The organism is Pseudonocardia sp. NPDC046786, from assembly GCF_040645415.1.
Classification (GTDB): Bacteria; Actinomycetota; Actinomycetes; order Mycobacteriales; family Pseudonocardiaceae; genus Pseudonocardia; species Pseudonocardia kongjuensis.
Window position 1 is genome coordinate 1 of record NZ_JBEYYF010000011.1, and the last position, 22890, is coordinate 22890.

General features: G+C 74.6%; 18 protein-coding genes and 1 pseudogene. 7 read left to right on the forward strand and 12 right to left on the reverse strand.

The genetic code is table 11. The features are described 5' to 3' along the window. A pseudogene (locus tag ABZ881_RS15510) lies at positions 1-454 on the forward strand (hypothetical protein); the annotation flags it as partial. A gap of 315 nt (positions 455-769) precedes the next feature. Here ABZ881_RS15510 and ABZ881_RS15515 read toward each other — a convergent pair. Next, the gene (locus ABZ881_RS15515; RefSeq protein ID WP_358485079.1) at positions 770-2341 is read right to left on the reverse strand and encodes an AMP-binding protein; all 1572 of its coding nucleotides are present in this window, start codon (positions 2339-2341) and stop codon (positions 770-772) included. A gap of 222 nt (positions 2342-2563) precedes the next feature. Here ABZ881_RS15515 and ABZ881_RS15520 point away from each other — a divergent pair, with 222 nt between their 5' ends. From ABZ881_RS15520 to ABZ881_RS15530, 3 genes are read left to right on the forward strand one after another with little or no spacing between them, the layout of a single operon-like run. Then, positions 2564-3997 (forward strand): amino acid permease, encoded by a 1434-nt coding sequence (locus tag ABZ881_RS15520; RefSeq protein WP_344026913.1) that lies wholly within the window; start codon positions 2564-2566, stop codon positions 3995-3997. Next, positions 3994-4899, forward strand: a complete 906-nt coding sequence (locus tag ABZ881_RS15525; protein WP_358485080.1) for a universal stress protein — start codon at positions 3994-3996, stop codon at positions 4897-4899. The genes ABZ881_RS15520 and ABZ881_RS15525 overlap by 4 nt, the downstream gene beginning before the upstream one ends. A 5-nt stretch (positions 4900-4904) precedes the next feature. Continuing rightward, positions 4905-6134, forward strand: a complete 1230-nt coding sequence (locus ABZ881_RS15530; RefSeq protein ID WP_358485083.1) for an arginine deiminase — start codon at positions 4905-4907, stop codon at positions 6132-6134. Between the two features lie 10 nt (positions 6135-6144). Here the strand turns inward: ABZ881_RS15530 and ABZ881_RS15535 are convergent, their stop codons facing one another. The 4 genes from ABZ881_RS15535 to ABZ881_RS15550 are packed head-to-tail and all read right to left on the reverse strand — an operon-like array spanning position 6145 to position 11673. Next, the gene (locus tag ABZ881_RS15535) at positions 6145-6627 is read right to left on the reverse strand and encodes a YbjN domain-containing protein (protein WP_358485085.1); all 483 of its coding nucleotides are present in this window, start codon (positions 6625-6627) and stop codon (positions 6145-6147) included. After that, positions 6624-7898: a D-inositol-3-phosphate glycosyltransferase gene (gene mshA / locus ABZ881_RS15540; RefSeq protein WP_358485086.1), complete on the reverse strand. Its 1275-nt coding sequence runs from the start codon at positions 7896-7898 to the stop codon at positions 6624-6626. Before mshA ends, ABZ881_RS15535 begins: the two co-directional genes overlap by 4 nt. Further along, a complete protein-coding gene (locus ABZ881_RS15545) occupies positions 7895-10675 on the reverse strand; it encodes a hypothetical protein (RefSeq protein WP_358485088.1) in 2781 nt (926 codons plus the stop codon). Before ABZ881_RS15545 ends, mshA begins: the two co-directional genes overlap by 4 nt. A 47-nt stretch (positions 10676-10722) precedes the next feature. Then, positions 10723-11673 carry a DUF3027 domain-containing protein gene (locus ABZ881_RS15550; protein WP_358485091.1) on the reverse strand — a complete coding sequence of 317 codons (951 nt, stop codon included), beginning with the start codon at positions 11671-11673 and terminating at the stop codon, positions 10723-10725. Between the two features lie 39 nt (positions 11674-11712). On the opposite strand from ABZ881_RS15550, the gene ABZ881_RS15555 reads away from it, so the two are divergent. The 3 genes from ABZ881_RS15555 to ABZ881_RS15565 all read left to right on the forward strand — a co-directional run bounded on the left by ABZ881_RS15555 (position 11713) and on the right by ABZ881_RS15565 (position 14627). Beyond that, the gene (locus ABZ881_RS15555) at positions 11713-12483 is read left to right on the forward strand and encodes a glutaminyl-peptide cyclotransferase (RefSeq protein ID WP_358485092.1); all 771 of its coding nucleotides are present in this window, start codon (positions 11713-11715) and stop codon (positions 12481-12483) included. A gap of 84 nt (positions 12484-12567) precedes the next feature. Then, entirely contained in the window at positions 12568-14079 is a 1512-nt protein-coding gene (locus tag ABZ881_RS15560) for an MFS transporter (RefSeq protein ID WP_358485093.1), read from the forward strand. 44 nt (positions 14080-14123) lie between these two features. Continuing rightward, positions 14124-14627, forward strand: coding sequence for a DUF2771 family protein (locus tag ABZ881_RS15565; RefSeq protein ID WP_358485094.1), 504 nt, complete (start codon positions 14124-14126; stop codon positions 14625-14627). 32 nt (positions 14628-14659) lie between these two features. Here ABZ881_RS15565 and ABZ881_RS15570 read toward each other — a convergent pair whose 3' ends face one another. The 7 genes from ABZ881_RS15570 to ABZ881_RS15600 form a co-directional block, all read right to left on the reverse strand. Further along, complete coding sequence (locus ABZ881_RS15570; RefSeq protein WP_358485097.1) at positions 14660-15598, reverse strand: MsnO8 family LLM class oxidoreductase; 939 nt, start codon at positions 15596-15598, stop codon at positions 14660-14662. A 64-nt stretch (positions 15599-15662) separates the two neighbouring features. Continuing rightward, positions 15663-16049: a cold-shock protein gene (locus ABZ881_RS15575; RefSeq protein WP_344026891.1), complete on the reverse strand. Its 387-nt coding sequence runs from the start codon at positions 16047-16049 to the stop codon at positions 15663-15665. 125 nt (positions 16050-16174) lie between these two features. Further along, complete coding sequence (locus ABZ881_RS15580) at positions 16175-17845, reverse strand: AMP-binding protein (RefSeq protein ID WP_358485325.1); 1671 nt, start codon at positions 17843-17845, stop codon at positions 16175-16177. A gap of 149 nt (positions 17846-17994) precedes the next feature. Then, positions 17995-19638, reverse strand: coding sequence for a phospholipase D-like domain-containing protein (locus ABZ881_RS15585; protein ID WP_358485099.1), 1644 nt, complete (start codon positions 19636-19638; stop codon positions 17995-17997). A 26-nt stretch (positions 19639-19664) separates the two neighbouring features. Then, positions 19665-20846 (reverse strand): S8 family peptidase, encoded by a 1182-nt coding sequence (locus ABZ881_RS15590; RefSeq protein WP_358485101.1) that lies wholly within the window; start codon positions 20844-20846, stop codon positions 19665-19667. Positions 20847-20995: 149 nt separating this feature from the next. Then, positions 20996-22087 carry an ABC transporter ATP-binding protein gene (locus ABZ881_RS15595; protein WP_358485102.1) on the reverse strand — a complete coding sequence of 364 codons (1092 nt, stop codon included), beginning with the start codon at positions 22085-22087 and terminating at the stop codon, positions 20996-20998. Further along, positions 22084-22857, reverse strand: a complete 774-nt coding sequence (locus tag ABZ881_RS15600) for an ABC transporter permease (protein WP_358485326.1) — start codon at positions 22855-22857, stop codon at positions 22084-22086. Before ABZ881_RS15600 ends, ABZ881_RS15595 begins: the two co-directional genes overlap by 4 nt. Positions 22858-22890 lie beyond the last annotated feature (33 nt).

Consider the following 22890-nt stretch of genomic DNA (forward strand, 5'->3'; position numbering starts at 1 on the left):
CAGGAACAAGATCGACAGCCATGTCGAGCGACTCTGCCGCAGCTCAGTGAGTGTCTACAGCAGACACGCCGAACTCATTCTGAAACCATCTCTTACTCACGTGGGTGTCCTTCCCGACCACAGTGTTGATCACTGTGGTCGATCTTGGTCCACCCGCGGCTTACACACCTGCCGTGACACGCCCACGTGGGGGGGGCTCACCGCGCACCGCCGTCTGGCCCGCGACTACGAACGCCACCCCGCCGCATCCGAGGCCATGATCCGCTGGGCCGCGATCAACACCATCACCCACCGCCTCACCCGCGGCAAGCCGGCCACCCGCCAACAGAAGTACGCCTTCACCCGCGACTTGATCTTCTCAAACACGTTCTCAGCTACGTCGGGGCCGTCCTCCCTTCTCTGGGCGAGACCAGCGTGGTGTTCGCGACGCCCGGAACGCTGGTGTCCGGCCTGAACGCCACCGCCGAGGACTCCGCTCGGGCGAGGCCCATCAAGGGATCCACCTCCGCGGTGGACCTCGTCAGGGCCGCCGTCGCCGACCGCCAGGAGCTGCCATCCGAGCCAATACCTGTCGACCGGAGCCACGTCGATCTCCGTATCGACTCGGCACTGGTGTCACGAGTTCGCCGCTACACGCGCGACACCCGCATGTTGCACAACGACGGGAGCCCGACCCGGTTTCCCAGACACGAACGGTGTGGTGATCATGCCGCGGTAGCGGCGGTGGCGAAACCACAGGTCACGACACCGTCCCGGCCGGTCGTGGGGCTCAGCCCGCGGCGTTCTCCCGGGCCCGCAGGTCCTTGCGCAGGATCTTCCCGGAGGCCGACTTCGGGATCTGCTCGATGAACTCGACGACCCGCACCTTCTTGTGCGGCGCGACCTTCTCCGCGACGAACGCCATCACCTCGTCCTCGGTGAGGTCCGCGCCGGACGCCTGCTTCACCACGAACGCCTTCGGCACCTCCTCGCCCTCGGCGTCCTTGACGCCGATCACCGCGGTGTCGGCGATCTTGTCGTGGGTCAGCAGGAGCGCCTCCAGCTCGGCGGGCGGCACCTGGTAGCCCTTGTACTTGATCAGTTCCTTGACCCGGTCGACGATCGAGTACACGCCCTCCTCGTCGACGACGGCGATGTCGCCGGTGTGCAGGTAGCCCTCGGCGTCCTTGGTGGCGTCGGTGGCGTCGGTGTTGTTCAGGTACCCGACCATCACGTTCGGGCCCTTCACCCACAGCTCGCCGCGCTCGCCGACGCCGACCTCCCGGCCGGACTCCGGATCGACCAGCTTGCACTCGATGTTGGGCAGCGCGAAGCCGGACGAGTTGAGATCGAGATCGCCGCGGTCGTCGGGCATGCAGTGGCTGACCGGCGAGAGCTCGGTCATCCCGTAGCCCTGCAGCACCGTGCAGCCGAGCCGCTTCGCGACCGCGCGGCCGAGCTCGCCGTCCAGCGGCGCCGCACCGGAGAAGACCGTCTTCACGCAGGACAGGTCGTAGGAGTCGACGATCGGGTGCTTCGCCAGCGCGACCGCGACCGGCGGGGCGATGTAGAGCCGGTCGACCGAGTACTTCTGGGTGATCGACAGGAACTGCTCGAGATCGAACTTCGGCATCGTGACGACCGTGGCGCGGGCGTGCAGGCCCTGGTTCATCATCACGGTCATGCCGTAGATGTGGAAGAACGGCAGAAACGCCATGATCTTGGTCTGGTCGGTCACCTCGCCCATGACCTGCACCTGGAGCAGGTTCGCGACCAGGTTGCGGTGGGTCAGGATGACGCCCTTGGCGAGTCCGGTCGTGCCGGACGAGTAGGGCAGCACCGCGGTGTCGGTCGCGGTCGTGGTGAGCTCGGGGGCGGGCGCCCCGGACGAGACGAGATCGGCGAGCGAGTCGTGGCCCTCGACCTTGTCGATGGTCAGCACGGCGTCGGCGGACAGGCCCGCCTCCGTCGCGCCGGCCAGCGCGCGGTCCAGGAACGGCGACACGGTGATCAGCGTCGTGGCGCCGGAGTCCTTGAGCTGGTGTGCCAGCTCGCCGCCGGTGTACATCGAGTTCGCGCTGGTCACGATGCCGTTCGCGCGCAGGATGCCGTGGAACAGGGCCGCCCACTGGGGCAGGTTCGGCGCGAACAGCGCGACCACGTCGCCCTTGCCGATCCCGCGGGCGGCCAGCCCGCCGGCGATCTTCTCGACCAGACCGTGGAACTCGGTGAAGGTCAGCTGGTCGCCGGTGGTGCCGTCGAGGAACGCGGGCGCGTCGGCCCGGTCCCCGAATCCGTCGGCGAACAGGAACTCGGTCAGCGAGACATCCGGGATCTCGACGTCCGGGTACGGGCTGCGCATCGACAAGGCGTCGCTCCTTCGCGAGGTCCATCGGGAAGCCGGGCGGCGGGAGGCGCGCCCGGTGTTCCGCAACATGCTAGGCACTGCCGGCCGTCCCCGCCGCCGCGCGGTCGGAAAAAGTTACCCACGAGTCACCGCGGGACCCGGAGCGGCCGGTGACGAATCGCGCGGCGTCGGCCACCATGTCAGGACACAACGGCCCCCGATCCCGAGGCGGCACGCATGACGACACCGCGCGAGCCGTCGACTCTCCGGGCGGAGCTGCTGCGCCGCAAGCCGATCCGGCCGCCGAGCAGCGGATCGGGGCCGGACGAGCTGCGCCGCACGATCGGCACCTTCCAGCTCGCCGCGTTCGGCATCGGCGCCACCGTCGGCACCGGGATCTTCTTCGTGCTCTCCTCCGCCGTCCCGGACGCCGGGCCCGCCGTGGTGCTCTCGTTCGTGCTCGCCGGCGTCGCGGCCGGGCTCTCCGCGCTCTGCTACGCCGAGATGGCCTCGGCCGTCCCGGTGTCGGGCAGCACCTACTCCTACGCCTACGCCACGCTCGGCGAGGTGGTGGCGATGGGCGTCGCCGCCTGCCTGCTGCTGGAGTACGGCGTCTCCGCGGCCGCCGTCGCGGTCGGCTGGAGCGGCTACCTGAACGAGGCGCTGGTCAACATCACCGGCATCGAGCTGCCGCAGGCGATCCTGGCCGCACCCTGGGACGACGATCCCGGCGTGGTCAACCTGCCGGCCGTCGTCCTGGTCGGGCTGTGCATGGTGCTGCTGATCCGCGGGGCCAGCGAGTCCGCCCGGCTGAACGCGATCATGGTGGCGATCAAGCTGGCCGTGCTGGCGATGTTCGTGGTCATCGCCTTCACCGCGTTCGACGCCGACAACTTCGCCGACTTCGCACCGTTCGGCACCGCCGGGGTGGCGACCGCCGCCGGGGTCATCTTCTTCTCCTTCATCGGCCTGGACGCCGTGTCCACCGCGGGCGACGAGGTGCGCGACCCGCAGCGCACGATGCCGCGGGCGCTGCTGATCGCGCTCGCCGTCGTGATCACGTTCTACGTGCTGGTCGCGGTCTCCGCGGTCGGCACCCAGCCCTGGCAGGACTTCGAGGGCCAGTCCGAGGCCGGGCTGTCGCAGATCCTGAACAACGTCACCGGCTCCACCGTGTGGGGCACCGTGCTGGCCGTCGGCGCGGTCATCTCGATCTTCTCGGTGACCCTGGTGGTGCTCTACGGGCAGACCCGCATCCTGTTCGCGATGGGCCGCGACGGGATGCTGCCACCGGTGTTCTCCCGGGTCAGCCCGCGGACCCGGACGCCGGTGCAGAACACCGTCATCGTCTGCGCGGTGGTCGCGCTGCTGGCCGCTTTCGTCCCGCTGGACCATCTCGTCGACCTGGTCTCGATCGGCACCCTGACCGCGTTCATCGTGGTCTCGGTCGGCGTCATCGTGCTGCGCCGCCGCGAGCCGGACCTGCCGCGCGGCTTCACCGTGCCCGGCTACCCGGTGGTCCCGGTGCTGTCGGTGCTGGTCTGCGGCTACATCCTGATCAGCCTGCACTGGATCACCTGGCTGGTGTTCGCGGCCTGGGTCGCGCTGTTCCTGCTGCTCTACGCCCTGTACGGACGCCGGCACTCGGCACTGGCCCGGGAGAACGCATGACGGTCGTCGTCGGGTACCTCCCGCACCGCGGCGGGCCCGGGGCGCTCGATCTCGGGCTCCGCCTCGCCCACGCCCGCGGCGAACCGATGCTGGTGGTGACGGTCGTGCCACGGCAGTGGTCCACGCCGTCACCGGCGAAGGTGGACGCCGAGTTCGGCGAGTACGCCCGGCGAGTCGGCGAGGAGGCGACCGCCGCCGCCCGCGCGCACCTCACCGGGACCACCGTGCCCGTCGGCCATCGCGCGGTGCCCGGCCGGTCGGTCGCCTCCACCCTGGTGGACGTGGTGCAGGACGCCGGCGGGACGGTGCTCGTCGTCGGTTCCGCGGCCGGCGGGCCGGACGGCCGGATCGGGCTCGGCACGACCGCGCAGAAGCTGCTGCACGCCGCGCCGGTCGGCGTCGCGCTGGCCCCGCGCGGCGGCGGCTCACCAGGCTCCCCTGATCCCGGTGACGCGCCGTTCGGCCGGCTCACCGTCGCCTTCTCCGACAGCGACTCCTCGGTGCGCACCGTCGCCGCCGCCGCCGGCCTCGCCGCCCGGCTCGGCACCCCGCTGCGGGTGGCGAGCTTCGGCGTCCGCAACGCCACGATGTACCCGCCCGAGGTCGGCCTGCACGCCGAGGACTCGATCCTCGAGTCGTGGGCCGACCAGGCCGCCGAGGCGCAGCACAGGCTGGTCGCCGACGGCACCGTCGACGCCGGCGTGCCGTGCGTGATCGGCACCGGCACCGGCTGGGACGAGGCGGTCGCCGCCGTCGACTGGCGCAGCGACGAGCTGCTCGTCGTGGGATCGTCGGACTCCGGCCCGCTGGCCAGGGTGTTCCTCGGCTCGCGGGCGTCCAGGCTGATCCGGGCCGCACCGGTGCCGGTGCTGGTCCTGCCGCACCTGAGTTCGAGGAGCTGATGCCGGTGTCCGGGTTCGGTGTGCACTCCGAGGTGGGACGGCTGCGGCGCGTCCTGGTCTGCTCGCCCGGCCGGGCACACGAGCGGCTCACCCCGTCCAACTCCGACGCGCTGCTGTTCGACGACGTCATGTGGGTGCAGAACGCCCGGCGCGACCACGCCGCGTTCGTGTCCGCCATGCGCGGGCTCGGCGTCGAGGTGCTGGAGCTGCACGACGTGCTCGCCGAGACCCTCGCCGTGCCCGGCGCGCGGGCCTGGCTGCTCGACCGCAAGATCGTCCCGAACCAGGTCGGGCTCGGGCTGCTCGCCGAGACCAGGGCGTTCCTGGACGGCCTGACCGATCGCGAGCTGGCCGAGTTCCTGATCGGCGGGCTGTCCACCACGGACCTGCCCGGCGACCTCAGCTCGCCGTGGATCGCGCTCGCCGGCGGCACCGGCGGCCCGCCCGAGTACCTGATGCCGCCGCTGCCGAACACCCTCTACACCCGCGACACCACCTGCTGGATCTACGGCGGCGTCACCCTGAACCCGCTGTTCTGGCCGGCCCGGCACGGCGAGACGCTGCTGATGAAGGCCGTCTACACGTTCCACCCGGAGTTCATCGGCGCCCGCGTGTGGTGGGGCGATCCGGAGCTCGGCTGGGGTGCCGCGTCGATCGAGGGCGGCGACGTGATGCCGGTCGGGAACGGCGCCGTCCTGGTCGGGATGGGCGAGCGCACCTCCCGGCAGGCGATCACCCAGCTGGCCGCCGCACTGTTCGACGCGGGCGCGGCCACCCGGGTGGTGGTCGCCGGGATGCCGAAGCTGCGCGCCGCGATGCACCTGGACACCGTGTTCACCTTCGCCGACCGGGACGTCGCCACCGCCTACGGCGGCATCGTCGACGGCATCCGCACCTTCTCGCTGCGCCCCGGCGACCGCGGGCCGGAGGCGACCGAGGAGAAGGAGCCGTTCGTCGACGTCGTCGCCGACGCGCTCGGCCTGCCCGAGCTGCGGGTACTGCCCACCGGCGGCGACATGTACGCCAGCGAGCGCCAGCAGTGGGACTCCGGCAACAACGTGGTCGCCGTCGAGCCGGGCGTGGTGTTCGCCTACGACCGCAACACCCAGACCAACGAGATCCTGCGCCGGGCCGGGGTCACCGTCCACACCATCGTCGGGTCCGAGCTGGGCCGCGGCCGCGGCGGTGGGCACTGCATGACCTGCCCGCTGCTGCGCGATCCGGTGCGGTACTGAGCAGTCCGGACTATCCGTCGATCAAGTGCGCGAACGCCGCCAGGTTCGCGGTCGACTCGCCGTGCTCGCTGCGCCAGGCGTACTCGCGCCGGATCGAGGAGGCGAACCCCAGCTCCAGGAAGGTGTTGAAGTCGCCGTCAGCGGCCTGCAGCACCTGGCCGAGCACCCGGTCGATCTCGTCGGCGGTGATCGCGTGCAGCGGCAGCCTGCCGACCAGGTGGATGTCGCCGGCCCGGTCCAGGCAGTAGTGCACGCCGTAGAGCCGGGCGTTGCGCAGCAGCATGAACCGGTAAACGCCCTCGGCGTTCTCGTCAGGACGACGACAGACGAACGCCTGCACCCCGACGGTCTGCTCGCGCACCAGCAGCCAGGTCTGGGTCTGCAGCCGGGCCTCGCCGGGCAGCGTCACCAGCCACTGCCCGGGCCCGCGGTGGACGTGCTCGACGCCCATCCCGGCCAGCGCGTCGGCCACCACCGGATCGAGATCGGTCATCGCCTGCCCCCCTCCCGCACCTGGAACTCGGCGCGGGCCTCGTCGTAGGCGCCCAGCAGGGCCTCGGTCGTGCGGTCCCAGGAGAACCGGCGGGCGTGCCCGGCCGCGACGTCCGCCATCCGCTCGCGGCGGGCCCGGTCCAGGGCCAGCTCGCCGAGCGCGTCGGCCCAGTCGGAGATGTCGTGCCCGCTGACCAGCAGCCCGGACCGGCCCTCGGCGACGGCCACCGGCAGCCCGCCCACCCGGGTCGCGACCACCGGCGTGCCGCAGGCCTGCGCCTCCAGCGCGACCAGCCCGAACGACTCGTTGTAGCTGGGCACCGCCACCACGTCCGCGGCCCGGTAGACGGTGACCAGCTCCTCGCCGCCGCGCGGCGGCAGGAACCGGACGACGTCGGTCACGCCCAGCTCGGCGGCCAGCTCCTGCAGCGACGTCGGCTCGGCCAGGCCCGACCCGGACGGCCCGCCCGCGACCAGCACCACCAGCCGGTCCCGCAGCGACGGGGTCCGCGCGAGCAGCTCGGCGGCGGTCCGCAGCAGCACGTCCGGCGCCTTGAGCCGCTGGATCCGGCCGACGAACGCGAGCACCACGGCGTCCGCCGGGAGGTCCAGCGCGGCCCGGGCGGCGGCCCGGTCGCCCGGCCGGAACCGGTCGGTGTCGACGCCCGGCGGGATCGTGACGGTGCGCCGCGGATCGGCGTCGTAGAGGTCGATCAGCTGCTTGGCCTCGATCTCGGTGTTCGCGACCAGCCGGTCCGCCTCGGCGACGACCTGGTCCTCGCCGATCAGCCGGACCCGCGGCTCGGGGGTGTCCCCGGCGGCCAGCGCGGCGTTCTTCACCTTCGCGAGGGTGTGCGCGGTGTGCACCAGCGGCACCCCCCACCGGTCCCGGGCCAGCCACCCGACCTGGCCGGAGAGCCAGTAGTGCGAGTGCACGACGTCGTACCAGCCGGGATCGTGCCGGGCCTCGGCCCGCAGCACGCCCGCGGTGAACGCGCACAGCTGGGCGGGCAGGTCGTCCTTGCCGAGCCCCTCGAACGGACCCGCGGCGACGAACCGGACGGTCGCACCAGGGGCGAGCTCGACCGTCGGCGGCTGCTCCGACGACGTCGCGCGGGTGAAGATCTCCACCTCGACCCCGCGCCGGGCCATCCGGATCGCGGTCTGCGCGACGTAGACGTTCATGCCGCCTGCGTCGCCGGTGCCGGGCTGCTCGGTCGGGGAGGTGTGTACCGAGAGCACCGCGACCCGGCGCGGAAGCTCTGACGTCACGGCATCATCCTGACACGCCGCCGCTCGGCGAGCGCGGCCACCAGCGCCCGCAGCGGGTCCGACGCGTGCCACCCGCCGTCCGGCCCCGGCCAGGCCGGGACGATGACCGCGCCGCCGCCGTCCAGATCGACGACCAGCCGGTCGTGCCGCCGCAGCTCCCCGTCCGGCGGGTCGGCGCCGATCGCCCGGCAGGCCAGCACGATCTCGGCGTCCTCGGTCCAGCCGAGCGGCTCGCCCGCGCCGCGGACGGTGCCGGTCACCCGGGCCGAGGCGGCCGGCAGGTCGAGCAGCTCGGCGAGCGCGTCCGGGTCGTCGCCGCCGGGGACGGCCGGGACGTCGCCGAGCGCGGGCAGCACCCACGGCGTGTCCGCGACGACCGCGCGATCGGCCGGGACGACCGCGCCGGTCAGCGTCCGGACCTGATCGGGCGGGTCCAGATCGTCGAGCTCGAACACACCGGCGCGCAGCGCCGCGGCCAGCGCGGTGTGCACGATCCCGGCGACGTCGCCGGTGACCGGGCGGGCCGGGTCGGCGAGCCGGTCCAGCAGCTCCACCGCCTCGTCGGGGCCGCCGATCACGATCCCGGCCCGGACGCCGATCGCGGTGAGGACGGCGTCGTCGGCCGGACCGCCGAGACCGTCCAGCGGCGGGAGCGGATCGTAGAGACCGGCCAGCGTGGACGCCGAGGGCAGCCGCCAGGTCGACGGCAGCCGCCCGCCGATCCGCACGTGCCGGGACAGCCACCACGCGGTGTACCCGGTGAGCATCGCGGCCCGGGTGTCCCGGTCGGCGGCGAGCAGGGCCAGTGCGGCCGGCCAGGCGTCGTCGTCGACGAGATCGAGATCCCGGACGGCGGGGCCCACTGCCCCGCCGGCCCCGCCGCCGTCGTAGCGGTCGGCGTCGTAGCGGTCGGCGTCGTAGCGGTCGGCGTCGTGCAGCACCTCCGGATCGAACTCGGCCACCGCGAACCGGTCCAGCACGCCGGCCGCGACCAGCGCGTCCCGGCCGGCGTCCAGCCAGCGGGCGTCCAGGATCCCGACCGGGGCGTCCGGGTCGAGCAGGGCGCGCAGCGGCGCGTCGGGGAGCACCAGCTCGTCGGCCCGGGCCGGGGCGCCGTCGTCGGCGGTGAGGGCGAGCGCGCCGAACCGCGGATCGCGCGCCGCGGACGGCGTGTCCAGCAGCGCGAGCACCGCCCGGGCCAGCGGCTCGGTGTCCAGGCCGGCCTCGGCGTCGTCGACCGAGCGCTCGACGGCGTCGAGCAACGCGGGCGCGGCCAGCAGCGTCTCGGCGTCGGCGTCGGCGGCGCCGAGCCTGCGCAGCAGCGGGTGCGCGGCATCGGGATGGGCGATCCGCAGCTCCGGCAGCTCCGGGGTGGCGGCGTCGGCCAGCAGCACCGACGCCGGGCCGGGCACCAGGCGACCGTCGGCCAGCGGGACCGGCAGCGCGCCCAGCTCCGCGGAGAGGCCGGGGATCCGGTCGACGGCCGGGGCGAGCGCCGCGTAGAGCTCCCGCCACCAGGCCGGCGCCGTGTCGATCCCGGTCAGCCGCTCGGCCAGGCCCGCCGGGCCCAGCCGGTCGACGTGCAGGCCGGGCGGCGGGACGACGCCGGAGGCGACCAGCCGGTCGAACGCCGGACCGGCGGCGGCGAGCAGCTCCGGCAGGCCGGCCGGGGTGTCGCCGCCGAGATCGAGGTACTCGGCGCGGTCCGGGGCGAGCGCCCCGCCACCGGCCGCCGCGGGCAGCCACGGCGTGGAGCCGAGCTCGGCGTCGATCGCGGTGCGCAGCAGCCCGTCCAGCGGGGAGCGCGGGAAGCCCGGCTCGGGCACCAGGGCCGTCCGGAACTCCGGCCCGACCGCACCGACGAGCTCGGCGTAGGCCCGGGCGGCCTGCCCGACGAGCTCGCCGGTGGCCGGGTCGTCGGCGCGGATCCGACGGCGGTCCGGGTCCAGCGGGAACGGCGCGAGCAACCGGGCCGGCAGCGACAGCTGCTCCGCACTGGGGGTGGGGGCGTGCAGCACCTCGCCGGCGTCCGGCGGGTACGGGACCGGGCGGCCGTCGTCGTACGGGAGGGCCCAGCGCGCCGGATCACCGGCGAGCAGCAGCTCGCGGTCACCGATCCGGACCCGCCCGGCGCCGCGCTCGGTGCGGATCAGCGTGGTGTCCCCGGCGACCACCTCACCCAGCGCGGGCAGCGCGAGCATCAGATCGGCCGCGAGCCCGGCGAGCTCGGCGAGCAGCGTCGCAGGATCGGCGGCGTCGGGCCGCAGCCGGACCTCGGTGGCATAGCCGACCGGCGGTGGCTCCTCGTCCGTGGGCCAGCACAGCCGCAGCACCGGCACCCGCGGATCGCGGGCCAGCTCGTCGGCCGCGGCACCGCCCAGCGCCGCCACCTCGGCGGCCGTGCGCTGCGCGGAGAACGCGACCCCGCCGTCCGCGGTGACCAGCCGCGGCTGCGCGCAGATCGCGGACACCGCGGCGAACCCGACGCCAAACCGGCCGGTCGCGCCCGCGGCGTCGCGCTTCGCCGACGCGCGCAGCGCCGCCAGCGCGGCGACCCCGGCGGCGTCCAGCGGGGCACCGGTGTTCGCGATCCGCAGCTCGCCGTCGTGCACCCGGGCGAGCACCCGGCCCGGCACCCCGGCGGCGACGGCCGCATCCGAGGCGTTCTGCAGCAGCTCGGCGGCCCAGGTCCGGGCGTACCCGCCGCGGCGCAGGTCGTCCTCGGCGTTGACGTCCTCCCGGAACCGGGTCGGCGACGACGACCACGCCGCGAGCACCCCGGTCCGCAGCGCCGCGGTGCCGAACGGGTCGGCGGGAGGTCCGCTCAGTGGGAACCGACCGGTTCGAGGTCCACACCGTCGTCGTAGACCAGGGCCGAGACGTACACCGGAGACCCGGCCGGCTCGGTCACCGACGAGTGCGCGCCGCAGCCGAAACCGACCGCGACGACCTGCCCGTCCGCCGGGGCCGAGCCGTTGGCGCACACGCCGAACACCCCGCGCAGCGAACCGGCGATCGGCAGCATGAACCCGCAGGTCCCGCAGGACGCGGGCGCCGCCTTGGCCAGGTCGGCGGCCGGGCCGCGCTCGCCGTGCTGCCAGCGCTCGGCGGCCGCGGCGCGGCCGTCCGCGGACAGCACCCGCTCCCGGCCGAGCCCGACCTCGTGGGCCAGCTCCTCGAACGCCGGATCGCCGCTGTCGACGTAGCCGGGCACCAGCCGCGGGTCGTCGGCCGGCGGCGGCAGCAGGTCGCCCGGCTTGAGATCGCCGGGCCGGACCCGCTGGTCCCACGGCACCCAGCTGGGCGCGACGATGGCGGTGTCACCGGGCAGCAGCACCGACTCCGAGACCGTCGCCGGCTCGTGCGGCCCGGCACTGGCGACCGTGACGGCCCAGCGCCAGCCGCGGTAGCCGGGCAGCTCCGCGACGAACGAGTGCGTCACCGAGCCGTCGTCCTCGGCGGCGGCGCCAAGGTGCAGGCCCACCGCGGCGACGGCGTCCGCGCGGCCCAGCTCGTAGGCCGCCTCCTCGACGGCGGCGGCCCGGGCGACCTCGACGGCGTCGAACAGCTCCCGCGGCGCGACCCGCGCCTCCGGCGCTGCAAGCGGTGCAGGCGCCTCCGGCGCTGCAAGCGGTGCAGGCGCCTCCGGCTCTGCAAGCGGTGCAGGCGCCTCCGGCTCTGCAAGCGGTGCAGGCGCCTCCGGCGCTGCACCCGGTGCGGGCGCCTCCGGCACCGTGGCCCCCTCGGGGTGGGAGGTGTCGTCACCAGCAGTCACCTCACCAGTGTGCCACCCGGCTCCGGGCATCCTGGGCCGGTGCCCGTTGCGCTGCTGCTCCCCCTCGTCCTCGTGCTCGCGGCGTGCGGCGCCGCCGCACCGGCACCCGGATCCGCACCGGTGGTCCGCCCGGAGGTGCTGGCCGAGATCCCGCACGACCCGACGGCGTTCACCCAGGGCCTGGAGCTGCACGACGGCGTCCTCTACGAGGGCACCGGCCGGGTCGGCGAGTCCGAGATCCGGGCCCTGGACCCGGACACCGGGGCGCTGCGCGCGGCCACCCCGCTGCCGCCCTCCTACTTCGGCGAGGGGATCACCGCCGTCGGGGACGCGATCTGGCAGCTCACCTGGCGCGACGGCGTCGCCCTGGAGTGGGACCGGGACACCCTGGCGCTGCGCCGCGAGGTCCCGGTCGACGGCGAGGGCTGGGGCCTGTGCCTGGCAGACGACGGCCGCGTCGTCCGCTCCGACGGCACCGACCGGCTGCGCTTCCACGATCCGGACGACCTCGCCGAGACCGGCTCGGTCGCCGTCACCCGGGACGGCTCGCCGCAGCAGCAGCTCAACGAGCTGGAGTGCGTCGGCGACCGGGTGTGGGCGAACGTGTGGCAGAGCGACGAGATCGTCCGGATCGACCCGGCCACCGGCACGGTGGACCTGGTGGTGGACGCCTCCGGGCTGCTCGACCGGGCCCGCGGCCGGGACGCCGACGTGCTGAACGGGATCGCGCACGTCGCCGGGGACGAGTACCTGATCACCGGGAAGCTGTGGCCCGCGACGTTCCGGGTGCGGCTGGCGCCGCCGGCCTGAGCCCGGTGCGTCCGGCCGGGTGACGGCGCGCCGGGACCGCCCGGGGACGGCGAAACCGTCGGTGCCGCGGCGCACAATGGGGCCATGGCCCCGAACCCGTTCCGGCGCCGCCGCGACCGCACCGCGGGTCCCGACAGCTCCGGCGGGCGCACCGGGCGGGTCGCGCGGCCGGATCCGCGCACCACGCCGATCGCCTCGGACCCGTCGCTGCGCGAACCGGCCGGCGACGCCCGCACCGGCCCGCGGAAGCTGACCGTCACCCGGGTCGCGGTGCACCGCACCCGGGAGCTGACCGGGCGCGCCGTGGGCCTGTTCCGCCGGGCCGCCACCGCGGACGGCGCCGACGGCTCCGGGCTGACCGCGCTGACCTACGCCACGATGTTCACCTACGCGCTCGACGCGGCGGTCGCCGTGGCGCTGGCGAACACCCTGTTCTTCGCGGCGGCGACCGCCGAGTCGACCGCCAACGTCGCGCTCTACCTGGCGATCACGGTCGCCCCGTTCGCGCTGGTCGCGCCGGTGATCGGGCCGATGCTGGACCGCCTGCAGCGGGGCAGGCGGATCGCGATGGCCGTGTCCTGCGCCGGGCGGGCGGTGCTCGCCGTGGTGCTGGTGTTCCACCTGGACACCTGGGTGCTGTACCCGGCGGCGCTCGGGATCCTGGTGCTGAGCAAGTCGTTCCTGGTGCTGAAGGCCGCGGTGACCCCGCGGGTGCTGCCGTCGTCGATCACCCTGGCCACCACGAACTCCCGGCTCACCACGTTCGGGATGGCCGCGGGCGGCGTGGCCGGCGCGGTGGCCGCCGGTGCCGCCTGGGCGTTCGGCTCACCGGGCGCACTGTGGTGGACGGCGGCGCTCGGCGTCGCCGGCGCGGTGCTGTGCCTGCGCATCCCGCGCCGGGTGGAGTCGACCGCGGGCGAGGTCCCGGCAGCGGTGCCGGCCGCCCGGCCCGGGACCCGGCGCGCCAGGGTGCCGGCGACCCGCTCGGTGCTGGTGGCCCTGTGGGGCACCAGCACGGTCCGGGTGCTGACCGGCTTCCTGACGTTGTTCGTCGCGTTCGTCGTCAAGGCGGGCACCGAGCAGGCCGGCGGCGACCCGGCCCGGCAGGTGATCGTGATCGGCGTGGTCGGCGCGGCCGCGGGCACCGGCCTGTTCCTCGGCAACGCGGTCGGTGCGCGCAGCCGGTTCGGCCGGGTCGAGCCGGTGGTGCTCGCCGCGGCCGGCGCGGCCGTGCTGGCCGCGGCCGGCGCGGCGCTGGTGCCCGGGGTCCCGGCGGCGGTCGTCGTCGCGCTGATCGCATCCACGGCGAGCGCGCTGGCGAAGGTCTGCCTGGACGCGGTGATCCAGCGCGACCTGCCCGAGCACGCCAGGGCGTCCGCGTTCGGCCGGTCCGAGACGGTGCTGCAGCTGGCCTGGGTGCTGGGCGGCGCGATCGGCGTGCTGGCCCCGCACGACACCTTCCGGACCGGTTTCGTGATCGCCGCCTGCGTGATCGCGGTGTTCGCGCTGCAGGCGGCGATGGTCCGCCGCGGCAGCACCCTGGTCCCCGGCCTGGCGCCGCGCGCGGCGCCACCGGCCGCCGCTGCGGTGCGCTGACGTCGCGGATCGGGCGCCCGGCCGCGGTACGTAGGCTGGCCGCCGTGATCACCCGATCCCGCCGGTCCGGCCGCGCGCTCGCCGGGCTGCTCGCCGTCGCCACCGTCCTGCTCGCCGGCTGCGGGACGTCGCGGCCCACCGTCACGTTCGACGTCGACGGCACCTCGCTCACCGCCGCGCCGACCCAGTTCTGCGACAACCGGATGGAGAACTGCTCGGACGAGCCGAACTCTCGGGTCACCGCGGACGTGCCGCCCGGCACCCCGATCCGGATCACCGTGCCGGAGGAGGTCTCGGAGGGCCCGTGGCAGGTCGCCTACGCCTTCACCCGCGGCGACGACCCGGCCCCGATCGAGCAGCGCAGCGACATCGCCACCCCGGGCAGCCGCGGCGAGTACACGCTGATCCTTCCCTCCGAGACCGACCGGCTGGTCACCGCGCAGGTGCAGCTGTTCGGCGCGGCGCCGGCGATCGACCCGGAGACCGAGGAGCTGGAGTTCCCGGTCCGGGCGACCTGGGTGCTGGTCGGGGAGCAGCCGGCGGGCTGAGGGGCCTCGGGCGACGCCGGTCGTGAATCCCCTCAGCGCCCGGCGTGCGCCCGCCCGCCCACCAGCAGCCGGGCCAGCGCCGCGTCCGACGCGTCCAGCGCCTCCCGGTCCCAGGTCGACGAGCTGACCATCAGCTCGTCCGCGCCGGTCCGGGCCACCAGGTCGTCGAGCAGCTCCGCGACGGTGTCGGGATCCCCGGCCAGGGTCCGGGCCAGCGACCGGGCGACGGTGTCCCGCTGCCGCGCGGTGGTCCGGCGGCCCGGGTCGGGCGGCTCCAGCGGCGGGAACTCGCCGGTGGTGCGGGCGGCGGCGAGCGCCCACGCCTCGGACAGCGCGAGATCGGGGTGCCCGACCAGGATGTCGGCCGAGACGACCAGGTGCGCGGCGTCGCCGGCCCGCTCGCGGTAGCCCTCCAGCGCGGCGCGGTCGTCGAGCACCGGCCCGCCGACGACGGCCGGCAGCCCCAGCTCCCCGGCGAGCCGCAGTCCGGCGCCGGTCGCCAGCAGGAACAGCGGGACCGACCGTTCCGGACGCGGCCGGACGGTGACCGGGCCGGTGCCGTCCAGGAACGAGCGCAGCTCGGCGAGCTCGGCCCGGAAGGTGTCGTCGTCGGCGGCCGCGGCGCGCAGCGCACGCCGGACCGGCTCGGTGAAGCCGGGTGACCGTCCGATGCCGAGATCGATCCGGCCCGGGTAGAGCGCGGCGAGCATCGCGACCTGCTCGGCGACCACGATCGGCTGGTGGTTGGGCAGCATGATGCCGCCGGAGCCGACCCGGATCCGGTCGGTCGCCGCGGCCACCGCCGCCATCAGCACCGGCGGGCTGCCGGACGCGATCCCGGGCACCGCGTGGTGCTCTGCCACCCAGAACCGGTGGTAGCCGAGCTGCTCGACGCGCCGGGCCCGGGCCACGGTGTGCCGCAGCGCGGCCGAGTCGGGCTCGCCGGCCCGGGTCCGCGAACGATCCAGCAACGACAGGCGCACGCCTGCCGGAACGCCGCGCCGGCGCCCGGCATTTCCGGGCGCCCGGCGGGCGTCAGCCGTCCAGGTCGCGGGCGACCGCGCGGACCACCTCGGCGGCCAGCTTGCAGGTCTTGCGGTCGGGATAGCGGCCGTGCCGCAACGCGGGCTGGATCTTGTTGTCCAGCAGCCGCATCATGTCCTCGATCAGGCCGTGCAGCTCCTCCGCGGGGCGCCGGGTGTTCTCGACGGCGGACGGCTGCTTCTCGACCAGCCGAACCGACAGCGCCTGTGGCCCGCGCCGCCCCTCGGCCATACCGAACTCGACACGCTGACCGGACTTGAGCGCCTCCACCCCCGCCGGCAGTGCCGCCTTGCGGACGTAGACGTCCTCGCCGCCGTCCTGCGAGAGGAAGCCGAAGCCCTTCTCCGCGTCGTACCACTTCACCCTGCCGGTGGGCACCGTGCTCCTCGATTCACTGCGATTGCTGCGTGCACGACGAACGCGCCCGGATGGACCGTGACAAACCGTGCTCGGGTCACCCGGACGCGTCAGGTGCCCATCGTACCGTCCGCGGACGGCCGGAGTCAGGCGTTTCGGACGCCGGCCGCGGCCTCCAGGTCGAGCAGGCCGACCGAGCGCTCGCGCATCTCGACCTTGCGGACCTTGCCGGTGACCGTCATCGGGAACTCCTCGACGACGAGCACGTAGCGCGGGATCTTGTAGTGCGCGAGCCTGCCGGTGGCGAACTCCTTCAGCGTGTCCGCGGTCAGCTCGGCCGCGCCCTCGCGCAGGATCACCCAGGCGCACAGCTCCTCGCCGTAGCGCTCGTCCGGAACACCGATGACCTGGGCGTCGACCACGTCGGGATGGGTGTAGAGGAACTCCTCGATCTCCCGCGGGTACACGTTCTCGCCGCCCCGGATGACCATGTCCTTGATCCGGCCGGTGATGTTGAGGTAGCCGTCGTCGTCCATCACGGCGAGATCGCCGGTGTGCATCCAGCGGGCCGCGTCGATCGACTCGGCGGTCTTGTCCGGCTGGTTCCAGTAGCCCAGCATCACCGAGTAGCCGCGGGTGCACAGCTCCCCGGCCTCGCCGCGCGGCACGGTCTTCCCGGTCTCCGGGTCGACGACCTTGATCTCCAGGTGCGGGTGCACCCGGCCGACGGTGGAGACCCGGCGGTCCAGCGAGTCGTCCGCGCGGGTCTGGGTGGACACCGGCGACGTCTCGGTCATGCCGTAGCAGATCGTCACCTCGCCCATCCCCATCCGCTCGACGACCTGCTTCATCACCTCGACCGGGCACGGCGAGCCGGCCATGATCCCGGTGCGCAGGCTGGACAGGTCGAACGACTCGAAGTCGGGATCGTTGAGCTCGGCGATGAACATCGTCGGGACCCCGTAGAGCGAGGTGCAGCGCTCCTGCTCGACGGCCCGCAGGGTCGCCTTGGGATCGAAGCCCTGGGCCGGGATGACCATCGTCGCGCCGTTGGTGGTGCAGCCGAGGTTGCCCATCACCATGCCGAAGCAGTGGTAGAACGGCACCGGGATGCAGACCCGGTCGGCCTCGGTGTACCCGCACAGCTTCCCGACGTAGTAGCCGTTGTTCAGGATGTTGTGGTGCGACAGCGTCGCGCCCTTCGGGAATCCGGTGGTCCCCGAGGTGTACTGGATGTTGATCGGGTCGTCCGCGCCGAGCGACGACTGCACCTGCGCCAGCCGGACCCGGTCCGGCGCCGCGCCGCCGTCGGCCAGCGCGGTCCACTCGTCCGACCCGACGATCACGACCCGCTCCAGCTCCGGGCAGTTCGGCCGGACCTCGGCGATCATCTTCTCGTAGTTCGACGTCTTGAACTCCGACGCCGACACCAGGGTGGAGATCCCGGCCTGCTTGAGCACGAACTCCAGCTCGTGCGTCCGGTAGGACGGGTTGATGTTGACCAGGACGACGCCGATCTTCGCGGTGGCGTACTGGACGAGTGTCCACTCGGCGGTGTTCGGCGACCAGATCCCGAGCCGGTCCCCGGTCGCCACCCCGGCCGCGAGCAGGCCGCAGGCGAGCTTGTCGACGGCCTCGCGGAGCTGGGTGTAGGTCCAGCGGCGGCCGGTGGGCACGTCGACCAGCGCGTCGTTGTCGCCGAACGCGGCGGCGGTCCGGTCGAAGTTGTCGCCGATCGTGTCGCCGAGCAGCGGGGTGTCCGAGACCCCGGACGCGTACGACGGGACGGCGGGGGCTCCGGCGGCGGTGGAGGTCACGGCGATGTTCTCCTCGGCAGTGCTGGTGACGACGCCGGGTGCGGCGCAGTTCGGCGCGGTGCGGCGCCCGGAGGCGGCCGTCACATCCTGTCCCCGGAACCGGGCCGCTGCCAACACCCGGCTACCCACGTAAGGAGTGCACCCGAGGTTCAGGAGGACAGCCTGCGCCCGGCGCGCCGGCCCGACTCGGCCACCCGGGCGGCGCCCCGGCGGGCCCCGCGGGCGGCCCGGCGCAGCGGCCGCGGGGACGGCTCCGGCCACGGCCCGACCGGGACGAGCACGCGCTCGGCCGGGTCGAACCCGGCCGGGTAGCCGGGCTCCCGCCAGGTCCCGGCGGGCGCCTGCGGCGGCAGCCACTCCGGGCGCCACATCCCGAGCGCCAGGTCCAGGTCCTCCAGCCGGGGCCGCAGCTCGTCGGTCAGCTCGGTCCGCAGGTGCTCCGCCCACAACCGGACCCGCAGGTCGCGCACCTGGTCCCCGGTCGTCACCAGCGCCGCGCTCAGCTCGGTGTCGGTGCCGCGCATCGAGCGGGAGAAGAAGTTGGCCGACCCGACGGCGGCGTACACGTCGTCGACCAGCATCACCTTGGTGTGCACGGTGAGCCCCTCGATCCGGTGCATGATCACGTTCCCGCGGTCGGCCGGCGCCAGCTGGTCGATGACCCCGCGCTGCACGTCCCCGGTGACCCGGCGGCGGAACGTGTTGATCCCGGCGTCGGCCGGGTCCCGGCGGCCGGAGCAGACCAGCACGATCCGCACGCCGCGGGCGGCGGCGTTGCGCAGCAGGCCGTAGAGCCGGAACGCCCGCCGGCCGCCCGGCACCTCGAAGAAGTACTGGTCCTCCAGGTAGATGTAGTGCCGGGCGCCGCGGATCGCCGCGGAGAGCCCGTGGAACACCTCCTGCACGCCGTGCCGCGGCAGCACCGTCCAGTGCCGGCGGTAGAGCGTGCCGAAGTGGTCGATCTTCCACGGCCGCAGCGAGCGCAGGACCTGCACCGCGGTGCCGGGGGCGGACCGGGCCGGGGTCGGCGGCGACGGCGGCAGCGGCGGCGCGAACGGCTCCGGGTTCATCGGCTCCCAGCGCGCCGGCGGGCGGTAGAACGACCGCGGCGGCAGCGTCGCGGCCTCCGCCCAGCGGGCCCGGTACACCTCCCACACCCGGCCGGCGGCCGGGCCGCGCAGCCGGACGGCGCCGTCGTGCCAGCCCCAGCGCTCGTCGCCGATCGAGAGCCGGTCGTGCGGCTCGGCGTCGAACCGGTTCGCCGACAGGTCGAGACCGCCGACGAACGCGGTCAGCGTGCCCCCGACGTGCACCAGCACGATCTTCTGGTGGTGGCAGCCGATGCCGGAGCCGGACCAGTCGAGCAGCACCCGGCCGCGCAGCGACGGCCGCCGGCGCAGCTCCAGCGCGGCGAACGCGTTCGCCCGGAACGGCCTGATCGCGACCCCCGGCACCGACCCGGAGTACACCGCTGCGGTGAGCAGCACCCGCACGTCCACGCCGTCGTCGGCGAGCCGGGCCAGCCGGTCGGCGAGCGCCTCGTAGTCGTCGTCGCCGGGCTCGGCGCCGGTGAGGTCCATGTCCGGCTGCAGGTTCAGTCCGGTGATCAGCACCGAGTCGCCGGGGCCCGCCCGGTCGAACAGCCCGCACAGCTGGGCGAAGTAGTCGACGCCGTCGACGATCGCCCGCCACTCGGTGTCCTCCCGGAACGTCGGGCAGTCCGCGGTGCCGGGGGCCAGGTAGCCGGCCTCCAGTGCGGGCAGGTCCGCCGGGATGTCGTGCTGTCCGGGCATGACCGGAACGGTAGACGGCCGCCGGCTCAGAGGCCGCCGGACTGCAGCAGCCGGTTCGGCGTGTTGCCGGTGGAGCCGCCGTCGATCCGGCCGCCGACCGCATTGTCGATGATCCATTGCTTGACGGCGGGGCTGGGCCGGTCCCCCTGCGCCTGCTTGTACAGCGCCGCGACGCCGGCCGCGAACGGCGCGGCCATCGACGTCCCGCTGTAGGACGCGGTGCCCCCGCCGGGCACCGGCGCCACGATCCGGGTGCCCGGCGCGTAGAGCGACACGCAGCGCCCGGTCGAGGAGTTCGACGCCCGCCGGTCCTCGATCGTCGAGTTCGCCACCACCAGCACGCCGTCCACCGCCCGCGGCAGCGCGGTGCAGTCGTCGCCGCCGGTGTTGCCGGCCGACGACGCGGCGAACACCCCGGCGTCGAGCATCCGCTGCACCGCCTGGCGCAGCATCGGCGAGCTGCCGTAGCTCCAGGACATGACCGCGACCGACGGGCCGCGCTTGTTCTGCACCACCCAGTCCAGCCCGGCCAGCAGCGACGACAGCGTGCCGGTGCCGTTGCAGTCGAGCACCTTCACGCCGCGCACGTTCGCCCCGGGGGCCACGCCGTAGCTGTTCGACGCGGCGATGCCGGAGACGACGGTGCCGTGCCCGTCGCAGTCCTCGTCGCGGTCGTCGATCGTGTTGACCTCGAGCCGGGCCCGGCCGCCGAACTCCGGATGCCGCGCGTCCACCCCGGTGTCGAGCACGAAGACGTCCACCCCGGCGCCGGACGCGGTGCGCCGGTACTGCCCGTCCAGCGGCAGATCGGGCTGGTCGATCCGGTCGAGGCCCCAGTTCCCGGGCGCCTGCTCGGCGGTGGCTGTGCCGTCCGGGTCGTCCGGGTCCAGCGGGGCGCCCTGGTGGGCGGCCTGCGGGTCCAGCGGGGTGACGGTGCGGTCCTCCTCGACCCCGACGACGCCCGGCCGGTCACGCAGCTCGGCCGCCTGCGCCGGGTCGAGCGGGGCGGCGAACCCGTGCAGCACCGTGTCGAAGGTGACGCTCGGCTCCGCGCCGACCGCCTCCACCGCGGCCCGGGTCTGGCCGGCCGTCGCGGTCTGCACCAGGTACCCGGTGACCGCCCCGACGGCAGTGCTGTTGGCGGAGCCGGAGGTGTCCGGCGCGGCCGACGCGACCGGCGCGAGGAGAACACCGAGCGCGACGGTCATCGCACCAGCTGTGACCGCGACAGCGGCTCGGGAACGGTGGAGGCTCACGGAAAGCGACGATATGCGCGCGTTGCCGGTGGGGCGAGAGACACGATGGTGGCCCGGGTGAATCGTGTGACTCGTGGGGTGACGGATGTGTAGCCGCCGGATCAGCCCAGGCGCCCGTGCACCGCTACCTCCGCGGCCTTCACCGCGAACCACAGCTCGTGCCCCGGCTCCACCCCCAGCTCGGCGACCGCGGCCGGGGTGACGTCGGCGGCCAGCCCGTCCACCCAGTCCGGCCCGCCGTCGGGGGCGCCCGCCCGCAGTCGCACGGTGTCGCCGCGCGGCTCCAGCGCCGCCACCCGGACCCGGAAGACGTTGCGCGGGCTGCCCTCCGGCCGGCGCGCGTGCACCGACACCGCGGCGGGCGGGAACACCGCGACCGCAGGCTCGCCGATCGCGACCTCGATCGCGTGCCCGTGCAGCTCCACGCCGTCGTCGGTGCGCAGGCCGGCGCCGTCCGCGGTGCCGGGCACCAGGTCCAGGCCGGCGATCCGGGCCGAGAACGCGCTGCGCGGGCGGGCCAGCACCTCCCGGGCCGGGCCCTGCTCGACGATCCGGCCCGCCTCCAGCACGACGACCCGGTCGGCCAGCACCAGCGCGTCCAGCGCGTCGTGGGTGACCAGCAGCGCGGTCTGCCCGCCGTCGGCGATCACCCGGCGGAGCAGCGAGCGCATCGCCGGGGCGGCGTCGACGTCCAGCGCGGCGAGCGGCTCGTCGAGCAGCAGCAGGCCCGGCCGCGGGGCCAGCGCCCTGGCCAGCGCGACCCGCTGCTGCTGACCGCCGGACAGCTGCGCCGGGCGGCGGCCGGCGAGCTGCTCGACACCGACCGCGGCCAGCAGCCCGCGGGCCCGCTCGTCCGCCTCGGCCCGCGGCATCCCGTGCGCCCGCGGGCCGAACGCCACGTTCGCCAGCGCGGACAGGTGCGGGAACAGCAGCGGCTCCTGGGCGAGCAGACCCACCCCGCGCCGGTACGGCGGGACGAACCCGCCGGTCCCGGTGTCCAGCAGGGTCCGGCCGCCGACCGTCAACCGGCCGTGGTCGGGCCGCAGCAACCCGGACAGGACGCCGAGCAGGGTCGACTTCCCGGCCCCGTTCGGCCCGAGCACGGCCAGCACCTCCCCGTCGGCGACGGCGAGCTCCAGGTCGAGGGCGAACCCGTCGCGCTCCAGCCGGACGGCCAGCTCGACGCCGCTCATCCGCGGCCGTCCATCCCGCGCGGGCGGCCGACGACGATCACGACCAGCGACACCACGACGAGCAGCAGCGACAGCGCGACCGCGCCCGCGACGTCGGTCTCGCCCTGCAGGTAGACCAGCAGCGGCAGGGTCCGGGTGGTGCCCTCCAGGCTCCCGGCGAACGCGATCGTGGCGCCGAACTCGCCCATGCAGCGGGCGAACGCGAGCACCAGCCCGGACGCCAGGCCGGGCAGCACCAGCGGCACCGTCACCCGGCGGAAGGCGAGCCCGGGGGACGCACCCAGGGTCGCCGCCGTCGCCTCGTAGCGCTCCCCCGCCGTCCGCAGCGCACCCTCCAGCGAGACGATCAGGAACGGCATCGCCACGAACGTCTGGGCCAGGATCACCGCCACCGTGGTGAACGGGATGAAGATCCCGAACGCGGCGTCCAGTCCCTGCCCGACCAGGCCGTTCGCGCCGAGCAGGAACAGCAGGGCGAGTCCGCCGACGACCGGCGGCAGCACCAGCGGCAGCAGCACGATCGAGCGGACCGCACGCATCAGCCGGGGCAGCCGGTTGATCCGGCCGCGGGCCAGCACCACGGCGAGCGGACCGCCCAGCAGCAGGCACAGCGTCGTCGAGACGCCGGCGGTGACCAGCGACAGCCGCAGCGCCGAGAGCGCCGCGTCGCTGGTCAGCAGGGATGGCATCGCCGCCCAGTCGGCCTCCCACAGCAGGCCGAACACCGGCAGCGCGATCACCAGGAAGCCGAGCCCGGCCGGGATCCACATCCATACCGGCAGCCCGACGCCGGTGCCGTGCCG